This is a genomic window from Clostridium gasigenes (assembly GCF_900104115.1).
Lineage (GTDB): Bacteria > Bacillota > Clostridia > Clostridiales > Clostridiaceae > Clostridium > Clostridium gasigenes.
On the sequence record NZ_FNJM01000009.1, the window covers coordinates 35,485 to 49,367 of the forward strand.

At 30.1% G+C, this 13,883-nt stretch carries 9 protein-coding genes; all 9 read left to right on the top strand.

The annotated features are described in order from the left end of the window. Nucleotides 1-38 precede the first annotated feature (38 nt). A complete protein-coding gene (locus tag BLS77_RS13635) occupies nt 39-2,159 on the top strand; it encodes a glycoside hydrolase family 31 protein (protein ID WP_089970961.1) in 2,121 nt (706 codons plus the stop codon). Between the two features lie 97 nt (nt 2,160-2,256). Then, the gene (locus BLS77_RS13640; RefSeq protein WP_089970964.1) at nt 2,257-4,275 is read left to right on the top strand and encodes an amylo-alpha-1,6-glucosidase; all 2,019 of its coding nucleotides are present in this window, start codon (nt 2,257-2,259) and stop codon (nt 4,273-4,275) included. 294 nt (nt 4,276-4,569) lie between these two features. Continuing rightward, the gene (gene pulA, locus BLS77_RS13645; RefSeq protein ID WP_089971151.1) at nt 4,570-6,528 is read left to right on the top strand and encodes a type I pullulanase; all 1,959 of its coding nucleotides are present in this window, start codon (nt 4,570-4,572) and stop codon (nt 6,526-6,528) included. A 175-nt stretch (nt 6,529-6,703) separates the two neighbouring features. Beyond that, on the top strand, nt 6,704-8,041 hold the full coding sequence (locus tag BLS77_RS13650; RefSeq protein ID WP_242873990.1) for an MATE family efflux transporter: 1,338 nt from the start codon (nt 6,704-6,706) through the stop codon (nt 8,039-8,041). A gap of 82 nt (nt 8,042-8,123) precedes the next feature. After that, nucleotides 8,124-8,681, top strand: a complete 558-nt coding sequence (locus tag BLS77_RS13655; RefSeq protein ID WP_089970968.1) for a GNAT family N-acetyltransferase — start codon at nt 8,124-8,126, stop codon at nt 8,679-8,681. A 108-nt stretch (nt 8,682-8,789) separates the two neighbouring features. Then, entirely contained in the window at nt 8,790-9,866 is a 1,077-nt protein-coding gene (locus BLS77_RS13660) for a BMP family lipoprotein (protein WP_089970970.1), read from the top strand. Nucleotides 9,867-10,036: 170 nt separating this feature from the next. Continuing rightward, complete coding sequence (locus BLS77_RS13665; RefSeq protein ID WP_089970973.1) at nt 10,037-11,575, top strand: ABC transporter ATP-binding protein; 1,539 nt, start codon at nt 10,037-10,039, stop codon at nt 11,573-11,575. Then, entirely contained in the window at nt 11,565-12,674 is a 1,110-nt protein-coding gene (locus BLS77_RS13670) for an ABC transporter permease (protein WP_089970976.1), read from the top strand. Before BLS77_RS13665 ends, BLS77_RS13670 begins: the two co-directional genes overlap by 11 nt. A 1-nt stretch (nt 12,675) precedes the next feature. Then, nucleotides 12,676-13,638, top strand: a complete 963-nt coding sequence (locus BLS77_RS13675) for an ABC transporter permease (protein ID WP_089970978.1) — start codon at nt 12,676-12,678, stop codon at nt 13,636-13,638. Nucleotides 13,639-13,883 lie beyond the last annotated feature (245 nt).

Sequence of the window (13,883 nt, forward strand, 5' to 3'; positions counted from 1 at the left end):
TTGCAGTTCAAAAATAATATTAAAGGTAGGGGATATTAATGAATATAAAAAGATTTACAGTTGCTAATCCAATAAATTGCCATGCAGTGGTTAAGGATATAAAAAGTGAAGATATTACTAAATTAACAAAAGTAGAAATAGAAGATAAGAGCCTTATAGTAAAGTTAGAAGATGAGGATATAGTTTATGGTCTAGGAGAAAATGTTAGAGGTATAAATAAAAGAGGTTGGATATTTGAAAGCTATTGTAGTGATGATCCAAACCATGCTCAAGATAAAAGGTCTCTTTATGGGGCACATAATTTTATATTAATAAGTGGAAAAGAAAAACTAGGTATATATATAGATTGTCCTAGCAAAGTAGTATTTGATATAGGGTATACAAACCTTGGAGAATTAAAAATAACAGTAGTAGATGGAGAGTATAATCTTTATATAATAAATGGAGATACTGAAAGTGAAATAACTAAGAGTTTTAGAAAATTAATTGGACAAAGCTATGTTCCACCAAAATGGGCGTTTGGGTATCAACAAAGTAGATGGAGTTATAAGGATGAAGACGAAGTTCGTGAACTTGCAAAAAACTTTAGAGATAAGGAAATCCCAATTGATTGTATTTATTTAGATATTGATTATATGGAAAGATTCAAAAACTTCACATTAAATAAGGAATCATTTCCAAACTTTGATAAGCTAGTAGTAGATATGAAAAAAGATGGAATTAAATTAATTCCAATTATAGATGCAGGCTGCAAAATAGAAAAAGGCTATGAGATTTATGAAGATGGAATTGAAAAAGGACATTATTGCAAAGATGAAGATGGAAAACCTTTTGTAGCAGCAGTGTGGCCAGGACAAGTACACTTTCCAGATTTCTTAGATAAAGATGCAAGATTATGGTTTGGAAGTAAATATAAATTCCTTGTAGATAAAGGAATTGAAGGTTTCTGGAATGACATGAATGAGCCCGCAATATTCTATTCAGAGCAAGGATTGAAAAAAGCTTTTGACAAAATAGAAGAATATAAAGGCAAGAATCTTGATATATATAGTTTCTTTGAATTGAAGGATACAATACTTGGTTTAAGTAATAGTAATAATGATTATAATAGCTTCTATCATAATGTAGATGGGAAAAAAGTTAAGCATAATGATATTCATAACTTATATGGTTACAATATGACAAAGTCTGCAGCAGAAGGCTTAGAAAAAATAGATGAAAATAAGAGATTTTTATTATTCTCAAGAGCATCAGCTATAGGAGCTCATAGATATGGGGGTATATGGACTGGTGATAACACATCGTTATGGGAACATTTGGAGATGAATGTGAAAATGATGCCAAACTTAAATATGTGTGGATACATGTACACTGGTGCAGATACAGGCGGTTTTGGTGGTAACTGTACTCCAGATTTATTAACAAGATGGATGCAATGGAGTATATTTACACCATTACTAAGAAATCATTCAGCTATGGGAACTAGAAATCAAGAACCTTTTGCATATGATTTAGGAACTGAAAAATCAGTAAAAAACCTTATAGATTTAAGATATGCTTTAGTACCGTATATATATAGTGAATTTATGAAAGCAACATTAAATGATGATATGATGTTTGAGCCATTAGGATTCAAATATAGTGATTCAACATCAAGAACTGTTGAAGATCAACTATTAATGGGTGATTCATTAATGCTTGCACCTATATATAAACAGAATTCAAAAGGAAGATATGTTTATTTGCCAGAGGAAATGTTAATGGTAAAAATAAAAAATATAGATGAAATGGAATTTGAAGTTATGCCAAAGGGTCATCATTATTTTGAAGCAAATTTAGATGAATTTGCAATTTTTATAAAAAAAGATAAGATGCTTCCTTTAGGAAAGACTGCAAAGAGCGTAGAATCATTAAATAATGAAAAACTTAAAGTTATTGCATTTGTAAATGAAAAAGCAAATTATAACTTATATGATGATGATGGAGTAAGCAAAAATTACAAAACTTTGAAAGCTGATAATTTAAGTATTGAAATAAAATATGTTGGAAATGATTTAAAAGTAGAAACAGTTGTAGAAGGAAAAACTACTATTAAGGAACTTGAAATAACAGCAATATTAAGTAATGGAGAAGTAAGAAAAATAAATCATAAAATATAAATTAAGGGATTGTAAAATAAATAACTAGTCAAAGGCAAGGATACTGACTAGTTATTTATTTGTATATCCATAATATACATTAGGGAGGGATTGGATTATGAGATTTAGTAAAAATAGCTTTAGTAGCTATGATAGAGGAATAGAAAAGGAATGGATACTTACTAACGGCAGAAGTGGTTTTTCAGGTTCAACAATAATAGGAGCTAATAGCAGAAAGTATCACGGATTATTAATAGCAGCTATAAAATCACCAGATGAAAGATATATGGTTTTGCCAAAGGTTGAAGAAACTTTGATTTTAAATAACAAATTATATCCATTAACATCAACAAAATATATAGGTGAAACAATTGAAGGTTTTAAAAATCTTCAAAGTTTCACCCATGAGGGAATACCAACATATAGATATTTAGCTTGTGGTGTAGATATACAAAAAAGAGTATTTCTTCAATATGGTAAAAATACTGCAATAATAGAATATAAGATAAAAGGAAATGGACAAGAGGGAATATTAAAGCTAACACCTTTTGTATCTTTTAGAAACCCAGGAGAATGTAGTAGCTTAGATAATTTAACTTTTGAAAAAACTATAACTGAAAAAGGTTTTAAATTAATCCCAAAAACAAAAAAAGATATTAAAATCAATCTATTTGCTACATCTGGAGAAACTAAAGATGAGGAAGAAATATTTACTGATTATGTATTCTATGATGTGGATATTACCTCTGGAGATAAATGTATAGAGCAATATTATATTCCGGGGAGTATTGAAATTGAATTTAATGGGAATGAGGAAAAAACTGTATACTTTATAGGTACAATTGAAAAAGAAATTCCTACTAATATAGAAGAGATTGTAGAGCAAGAGGAGATAAGAATAGAGAAACTTAAAAATACCTTTAATGATGATAGACCAATAGCAAAGTATTTACCCTTAGGAGCAGATAATTTTATAGTTGATAGAGATTCTATAAATAGTAAAACTATACTTGCAGGGTACCCGTGGTTTTTAGATTGGGGAAGAGATACTATGATAGCAATTACTGGTTTAACAATGTCAACTAACAGGTTAGAGGATGCAAAGGATATATTGAAAAGCTTTAGTTTATATGAAAAGAATGGATTGATTCCAAATATGTTCCCAGATTTTGGCCAAGAACCATTATATAATACAGTAGATGCTTCATTATGGTATGTAAAGGGAATTTATGATTACTTATTATATAGTGATTCAGAAGAATCAGTAACATTTATAAAAAATGAAATATATCCTACAATTAAGAAAATAATAGATAGTTATAAAAAAGGTACAGATTTTTCAATTGGAATGAAAGATGATTATCTAATTTGGGCAGGAGATGGTTTAGATCAAGTAACATGGATGGATGTAAGAGTAAATGATATAGTTGTTACTCCAAGACATGGTAAGCCAGTAGAAATTAATGCCCTTTGGTATAATGCATTAAAGATTACATCATTACTTGCAAATAAATTTGGAGATTCAGAAGGAAATGAATATGAAGAATTAGCTATTAAGGTTAAGAATTCCTTTGAAAATAAATTCTGGAATGAAAAGGATAAATGTTTATATGATGTAGTAAGTGATAATGAAAGTGATGCTTCAATAAGACCAAATCAAATATGGGCAGTGTCATTACCCTTTTCTATATTAGATAGAGAAAAGGAAAAAGCTGTAGTAAATACTGTGTATAAAGAATTATACACACCATATGGATTAAGAAGCTTAAGTAGAAATCATGAAGATTATAAACCTATGTATATAGGAAAGTTATTTGAAAGAGATATGGCATATCATCAAGGAACAGTATGGGGCTTCCCACTAGGTGGTTTCTTAACAGCTTATTGCAAAGTAAATGATTATTCAAAAGAATCTGTAGAATTTGTGGATAATTGTTTAAAGGATATGGAAAGTCATATACAAGATCAATGCCTTTGTGGAATAGCAGAAATATTTGATGGAGAAGCGCCACATCATGGAAGAGGATGTTATACACAGGCTTGGAGTGTAGGTGAAATAATAAGAGTATATTATGAAGATATACTTGGGAATATAGATAAATTAAATAAAGTTCACACTAAATTATTTGTAGATTAAGGCATAGTTTTAAAATAACATTTATAGGTATAAGGAGAATTAAAGAATATGGGAGATGGGTATATGAATAACATCATTAAATATTATAAGATAGATACATTTAATGAAATGACATTTAAGGTAGAGAAGGCAATAAACTATAGTGTAGTTATAAAAGCAAATAATCAAATAATAGAAGATAAAAAGTATATTATTGATTATGATAATGGAATTGGAAAAATAGTATTTTATGAAAAGTTTGATATAGCTATTGAATATAAGATTTGTATAGGTGAAGAAGAGAAAGTAGCTACCATGGGAAATATATTTTCTACAAAAGAGTTTAAGGAAAAATATCATTATGAGGGAAGTCTTGGGAATGTTTATGCAAAAAAAGGTACAAGATTTATTATATGGGCACCAACAGCAAGTAATGTTAATTTGTTAATATATAATAAAGATAATGTTGAAACATTTGATATGAAAAAGGGTGAAAGAGGAGAATGGAGTTTAAGTTTAAGGGGAGATTTAAAAGATGTTTTCTATAACTATTCAGTTAAAGTTTATGAGAATGAGAATGTTGTAGTAGACCCATATGCGAAAGCAGTAGGAGTAAATGGAGAAAAATCTATGGTTGTAGATTTAGAATCTACAAATCCTGAAAAGTGGATGCTAGACAAAAAGCCAAAATTCTTATCTCCAACTGAGGCAATACTTTATGAATTGCATATAAGAGATTTTTCAATAGATGAAAATTCAGGTGTTGAGGAAAATCAAAAAGGCAAATATTTAGGGTTAGTTCAAGAAGGAACAACATTACCAGGAACAGATATAAAGACTACATTAGATCATTTAAAGGAACTAGGAATTACGCATCTGCATCTGTTACCAATATTTGATTATAAATCAGTAAATGAAGCAGATATAAATACAAAACAATTTAATTGGGGTTATGATCCACAAAATTATAATGCTTTAGAAGGATCTTATTCTACAAATCCTTTAAATGGAAATGTGAGAATAATAGAGTTTAAGCAAGCTGTATTAAAGCTTCATGAAGCGGGTATAAGGGTAGTAATGGATGTTGTATATAATCATACATTTGATACTAAGACAAATTGCTTAAACTTAGCAGTGCCATTTTATTATCATAGAGTAGATGAAAATGGAGAATTTTCAGATGCTTCAGCTTGTGGAAATGAAACAGCTTCTGAAAGATCAATGTTTAGAAGATATATGATAGATTCAGTAAAATACTGGGCCCGAGAATATCACATTGATGGATTCAGATTTGATTTGATGGGAATACATGATTTAGAAACTATAAAAGAAATAAGAATAGAATTGGATAAAATTGATTCATCAATAATTATGTATGGAGAAGGATGGACTGGTGGAGCAAGTCCACTTCCTAAGGAAGAAGCAGCCTTTAAAATTAATACAATTAAATACGATGATATGCAAATTGCATGTTTTAGCGATGATGTGAGAGATGCTATAAAGGGAGATGTATTTGAAGCAGAGGTGCAGGGGTTCGTAAATGGTGGGAAAAATCAAGAAGAAACAATAAAGGCTGGAGTAGTAGCAACTATAGATCATAATGAAATAGATTATAAAAATGTACTATATTCAGATAAGCATTGGGCAAATGAGCCTTATCAAACAATAAATTATGATTCAGCTCACGATAACTATACGCTGTGGGATAAATTGCAAGTTTCATCAGGAGATGTAAGTGAAGAGGAATTAATAAAAATGAATATGCTATCCGCAGCAATAGTATTAACTTCACAAGGAATACCATTCTTACATGCAGGGGAAGAATTCCTAAGATCAAAAGTAAGGGAAGATGGAACCTTTGAAGAAAATAGCTATAAATCATCTGATTTAGTAAATAAGCTAGATTGGAATAGAAAGAAAGAATATATAGAAGTATTTAATTACTACACTGGATTAATACAATTAAGAAAAGCTTATAAGGCATTTAGGCTAGAATCTGCAAAGGACATTAAGGGAAAATTAACATTCTTACAAAAGGGAAAAGATTTCAATGAAGATTCAGTAGTAGCCTTTAAGATTAAAAGCGATGAAGAATTAATAGTTATATATAATGCTAATAATAAAGAAGTAGAAGTGAAAATTGAGGAAGGATACTTTGGCGTATTAGTAAATGATATAAAAGCAGGCACAGATATTATAAGTGAAATAAGAGGTGGATTAGTTAAGGTTCCACCAATATCAGCTTATGTTGTGAAGAAGATAAGTAACGAATAGAGTAGGTAGGCAGAAGTCAGAGTAATTAATGACTATTGACATAAATGTAAATAGCCATTAATCTTATAGAATATTAAAAACTAATGAAAAAAATTAAATTATTATTCTAATGTAGTTATCTTAAATTTTATTTAAGATAACTACATTTTTATGAATAAAATGAGGAGGATAAACAGTGAGTGCTACTATAAATAAAAAAACATCATTATTTATACTAACATGGCCAATATTTATAGAACTTGTATTACAAATGCTTGTAAATAATGTTGATCAACTTATGATAAGCAGAGTTTCAGAAGATTCTGTAGCAGCTATAGGTAATGTAAATCAAATAATGAGTGTATTATTAATAACGTTTAGTGTTGTAACAATGGCAACTACCATATTAGTTGCACAATATTTAGGATCCAATAATCAAAGGAGAGTTTCAGAAGTATATTCAGTGGCGGTATTTTCAAATTTAATATTTAGTATTGTAATAGGTCTTATATTATTTCTATTTAATGATGCTATTTTTACTTTGATAAAATTACCGGATGAATTATTAAGTGATGCTAAAATCTATATGAATATTATAGGTGGAGGAGTATTTCTTCAAGGAATATTTATGACTTATTCTGCAATTTTTAGAAGTAACGGATTTATGAAACAGGGTATGTATATTTCAGCTATTGTAAATATACTTAATATTATAGGTAACTTAGTATTGTTAAATGGTTATTTGGGATTACCTAAATTAGGTATAGCAGGAGTTGCAATATCTAGTGTAGTAAGTAGATTAATTGGAGTTATAATTATTATTTATATTTTCAAGAAAAAAATAAAAGGACATGTATCTTTAAAATATTTATTCCCATTCCCAAGAGATATATTTAAAAGATTAATGCGTATTGGAGTACCAGCAGGCGGAGAAGCTATATCATATAATGCTTCACAAATGGTAATATTAACATTTGTGAATACTATGGGCATAACTGTTATCACTGCTAGATCATACATAAGTATAATAACTTGGTTTTCATATTTATATGCATCAGCAGTATCCCAAGCTAATCAAATTAGAGTTGGATATCTTATAGGTGCAAATGAAGAAGATGAAGCATATAAAAAAGTATTAGAAACTTTGAAACCGGCAAACATAATAACATTGATTGTTGCTATTTTAGTATTTATATTTAGTAATCAATTACTTGGAGTATTTACTTCTAACCCAGAAATTCTAAAACTTGGAAAGGCAGTATTGTTTATAGATATTGTATTAGAAGTTGGAAGAACATTTAACCTGGTTCTTATAAGAGGAATGCAGGCTGCCGGAGATATTAAATATCCTATTTTTGTAGGTATTTCATCTATGTGGGCAATAGCTACATTGTTTTCTTATATATTTGGAGTATTATTTGGATGGGGGTTGCAAGGAGTTTGGATTGCTATGATGGCAGATGAATGTATAAGAGCTGTCATATTCCACTTACGATGGAAATCTGGAAAGTGGAGATCAAGAAAAATGATTTAGTAATGTGAAAGATAGTCTAGATTATTGGCGTGTTATTTTTTTCAAAAAGCATAATTATTTAAAGGATGGTAAGGAGAGAACTATGAATAAAATATTGAAACTAAAAAGAAAAGATGGGAAGATAATAAATGTACAATTAAAGAACTTAGATATAACATATATAGATAAAATAATGGAGATTCAAAATATTATTTTAGAAGATCTTAAGGATAAAAGGTTATATGCAGCTACAGATAAAGAAGAATTCATAGATTATATAAATATCTTTGGTAAGATAATAGGATATATCACAGAAGAAGGTGAATTAATAGCCATGGGTGTATATGCCAAAAAAGGATATGCTAAAGGAAATTATGGATATGATATAGAATTAGAAGGTGAAGAACTTTTAAAAGTAGGGCAAATAGAATCAACTGTAGTAAGAGAGGAATATAGAGGGAATAGACTTCAAAAGATAATTTGTGAGACACTAGAAGAAATAGCAAGAGAAGAGGGCGACGCCGTAATATGTGCTACAGCATCACCATATAATGAATTTAGTGTAAATACATTTAAAAAATTAGGATATGAAATAAAAAAAGATAAGATAAAATATGGTGGATTAAGAAGATATATATTGGTAAAAAAATTGGAAAATTAAATATTTTATAAAATTGTTGAAATTATAGAATTTATAATATATAATAAATTCATAAAGTCATTATAACGTTTACTTAAAAAGGTTTAAAAAATAATAGGGGGAATAAAAATGAGAAAAAAAACAATCGCATTAGTATTATCTGCACTTATGGTAACCGGATTAGTTGGTTGTGGTAGTGGGGAGAAAGCAGCAACAGACTTAAAAGTAGGTATGGTTACTGATTCAGGAACTATTGATGATAAATCATTCAATGAAGGTACTTGGACAGGCGTGCAAAACGTAACAAAAGATTTAAAATTAAAGAATAAATATTTACAACCAGATGGGGAAACACATGCAGATTATATGGTTAAAATTAAAGATATGTATGATGCTGGTTTTAAAATGATAGTTACACCAGGATACAAATTTGAAACAGCTATTTTTGAATCACAAGGAAAATATAAAGATGCTAAATTTGTTTTATTAGATGGAGCACCAAAAGAAACTTTAGAATCACAACCTAGCGTTGGATCTAATTCAGTTGCAATATTCTTTGCAGAAGAACAATCTGGTTTCATAGCTGGAATTGCAACTGCAATTGAACTTAAAGAAGGAAAATTAGGATTTATCGGCGGTATGGAAATTCCACCAGTACAAAAGTTTAACTGGGGATTCCAACAAGGGGTTGCTTACGCTAATCAAAACTTAGGAACTAAAATGGAATTAACAAAAGAAAATATAGTATATCAAGGTACGTTTTCAGATGTACCAGCAGGACAACAACTTGCTGCAACTATGTATGACAGAGGCGTAAAAGCTATATTCTGTTCTGCAGGTGGAGTTGGAGTTGGAGCTATAAATGAAGCTAAATCAAGAGTTGCAAGTGGTAAAGTAGCTTGGGTTATCGGAGTTGACGTTGATCAATATACTCATGGTATATATGAAGGCGAAAAATCAGTTATATTAACTTCAGCAATGAAGAAAATAGACAAAGCAACTTATGATATGGTAGTAAAAGAAACTAAAGGTGAATTCCCAGGTGGAGAAACTGTAATATATGATATAAAGAATGATGGAGTTGGAATCCCAGAAAAGAATCCAAACCTTTCTGAACCAACAACTACAAAAGTTAAAGAAGTAGTAGAAAAACTTAAGGCTGGAGAAATTAAAGTATCAAATGAAAAAGGTAATTTAGAAAGATAATTTAATATGATTTTTTCAAACAAGTAAATATTTAATAGATATTACAATAATAAGTGTACCATCTATTTAGGGAGGCTGTTGTAAAATACAGTTCTTCCGTATTTTTTTTTAAAGAGTAAGTTGGGAAATATAAGAAATTTCCCGTGAATATACATTAAGGAGGAGTTTAGATGGAATATGTAGTAGAAATGCTTAATATCCGTAAAGAATTTCCAGGGATAGTAGCAAATGATAATATTACACTTCAATTAAGAAAAGGCGAAATTCATGCATTACTTGGTGAAAACGGTGCAGGTAAGTCTACACTAATGGGAATTCTTTTTGGAATGTATAATCCAGAAGTTGGAACTATTAAAGTAAGAGGAAAAGAAGTTCAAATTAGTAATCCAAATGTTGCAAATGAGCTTGGAATAGGAATGGTTCATCAACATTTTAAATTAGTTAGTAATTTTACAGTAACTGAAAATATTATATTAGGTTTAGAACCTAAAAAGTGGCTTGGTCTTTGTGTTGATACTGAAAAGGCAGCTAAGAAAATAGGAGAATTATCTAAACGTTATGGATTAAATGTAGATCCGTATGCTAAAATAGAGGATATTTCTGTTGGTATGCAACAACGTGTAGAAATTCTTAAAATGCTATATAGAGATGCAGAAGTATTAATTTTTGATGAACCAACAGCCGTCTTAACACCTAATGAGATAAAAGAATTAATGAAAATAATGAAGGACCTTGTTAAAGAAGGTAAATCAATTATTATAATTACACATAAGCTGAAAGAAATAAAGGCTGTAGCAGATAGATGTACTGCAATCCGTAGAGGAAAGTATATTGGAACTGTTGATGTAGCAGAAACAAGTCAAGCTGAAATGGCTAAAATGATGGTTGGTAGAGATGTTTCATTTAAAGTTGATAAGAAAGATTGTACACCAGGAAATATTGTAATGGAAATTGAAAATCTTAATGTTATGAATAACAAAAAGGTTCTTGGATTAAAAGATTTTTCACTAGAAATACGTGCAGGAGAAATCATGGGTATTGCTGGGGTTGAAGGAAATGGGCAAAGCGAATTAGTGGAATCGATTACAGGCATGAGAAAGATTGAATCAGGTAAAGTAAATTACGTAGGTGATGATATTACTAAGATATCTGTTCGTTCAAGAATAAATAAGGGAATTTCACATATTCCAGAAGATCGTCATAAGAGAGGTTTGGTTTTAGATTATACTATAGAAGAAAATATGGTTCTAGAAGTATATAATCATAAGCCATTTTCAAATAAAGGACTTTTAAATAAGAAAGCTATAAAAGAGCATTCAGACAAAATTATAGAAACCTTTGATGTAAGATCAGGCGAAGGTGGAGCATCAATTGCAAGAACATTATCAGGGGGAAATCAACAAAAAGCAATTATAGGAAGAGAAGTTATTTTAAATCCAGAGTTATTAATTGCAGTTCAACCTACTAGAGGGTTAGATGTTGGTTCTATAGAATATATTCATAAAAGATTAATTGAACAAAGAGATAAGGGTAAAGCAGTTTTACTAGTATCACTAGAATTAGATGAAATATTAAATGTATCAGATAGAATAGCGGTAGTTAATAATGGTGAACTTATAGGTATTGTTAATGCAAAAGAAACAAATGAAAATGAAATAGGGCTAATGATGGCTGGCGTAAAGAAGGAGGAGAAAACTGATGAAAAATAATGGTTTAAAGTCCATTCTTGCAGTTTTATTAGGACTAGTATTTGGTGGATTGTTAATGATATGTATGGGTCAAAATCCTATTGAAGCATATAATTATTTAGTTCAAGGTGGAACACTTAATATAGAAAGAATAGGGAACACAATAGCTATGGCTACACCAATTATATTAACAGGCCTATCTGTTGCCTTTGCTTTTAGAACAGGATTATTTAATATTGGAGCAGCAGGACAAATGTTATTTGGAGGATTAAGTGCAACAGCAGTAGGATTAAGTGTCGATCTGCCAAAACCACTACTTTTAATAACTATGATTTTAGTTGGGTTTTTAGGGGGAGCAATAGCAGCTGGGATCCCAGGAATATTAAAAGCTAAATTTAATGTTAATGAAGTTGTTTCTACAATAATGATGAATTGGATAGCATATTGGGTAGTTTATTATACTATACCAGCATACTTCAAGGGTACTTTTTTAGAAACAGAATCAAGACCACTGCCAGATGCAGCGTCACTTAGAACGCCTTGGCTTACAGACATGTTTAATGGGTCATTTATAAATTTAGGATTTATAGTTGCTGTTATAGCAGTAATAGTTGTTTTATTTATATTAGAAAAAACAGTGCTTGGATATGAATTAAAGGCAGTTGGATTCAATAGACATGCTGCTGAATATGCAGGTATGCCGGTAAAACGTAACATAGTAATTTCAATGATGATTTCAGGAGGACTTGCAGGTCTTGCGGGTGTTGTTCAATATGCAGGAAATGCAAATATACTGCAAATTGGTATTATGCCAACTCAAGGATTTGATGGTATTGCGGTTTCATTACTTGGAGCTAATGGACCAATTGGAGTTTTCTTTGCAGCATTATTCTTTGGACTTTTATATGCTGGAAAGGGATTCATGAGCGCAATGACAAGTGTTCCGCCAGAAATAGCAGATACAATAATGGCTGTTATAATTTATTTTGCAGCTACAAGCGTAATTATGGATAAATTCATAAAAAAATATATTAATAATAAACCAAAGAAAAATGGTGGCTTAAATATTAAAAAAAGAAAAAAAGATGAAATAGCTGCAGAAAGCAAGGGGGAGATTTAATATGTGGAATACAGTACAACAAATATTTCCATATGCAGTAGGATATACAATTCCTTTACTAATAGTAGCACTAGGAGCACTTTACTGTGAAAGAAGTGGTATTGTAAATGTAGGACTTGAAGGACTAATGGTAGTTGGATCTTTTGCAGCAGCCTTTACTATAGTTAATCTACAAGATAAATTACCTTCTTCAGAGTTTGGAAACTTGGCTATATGGCTTGGATTATTAGCAGCTATAGTAGTTGGAGTGATATTCTCGTTATTACATGCATTTGCAAGTATTAACTTAAATGCAAATCAAATTATAAGTGGTACAGCAATAAACATGATTGCTGGTGCTCTTACTATATTCCTTGCAAGAAACATTACAGGAAGTGGTAATATAAGAATAATGAGAGGTTTCTCTCAAAGTGATATTCCCGTGTTATCAGATATACCTATAATAGGAGATTTATTTTTCACAAAGACTTATTCAAGTACATGGTTAGTGCTTGGGATACTTTTAATAAGTATATTCATTCTTTATAAAACAAAATTTGGATTAAGACTTAGAGCTTGTGGAGAAAATCCTCAAGCTGCAGATTCAGCAGGAATAAATGTTTATAGGATGAGATATGCTGGAGTTATGATTTCAGGAGCTCTTGCAGGGCTTGGAGGCGGAATAATTCTAGTTACTTATTCAGGAGAATTTAATGGGAGCGTTGCAGGTCTTGGATTCTTAGCTCTTGCGGCATTAATATTTGGACAATGGAAACCAGTAGGAATATTAGCTACAACATTATTCTTTGGGTTTGCAACTACAATAGCAAATGTGTCACAAGTAATCCCATCACTTGGATCAATACCACCATTGTTATTAAAAACATTCCCTTATGTAATAACATTGGTAGCGTTAATAATATTCTCAAAATCATCTCAAGCACCGAAAGCTGCGGGAGAAGCATTTGATTCAGGAAAAAGATAATATTTATAATCTAGGAATATGAAAAAACTAGATTTGAATAGTGATTAATTATTTTGAAAAATATGAATTTAAAGAAGTTATATCTATATAGGTATAACTTCTTTTATATTTTATTGTAATAAATAATATGAAAAATGTTATAATGTAAGTAGGGATAGTATTAAAACGTGTCACAAGATAAGTTTATAGTTGTTATTAAAACAATATGGTGAAGCTGTGATAGTCAAAATGTTAGCAGAAAAGTT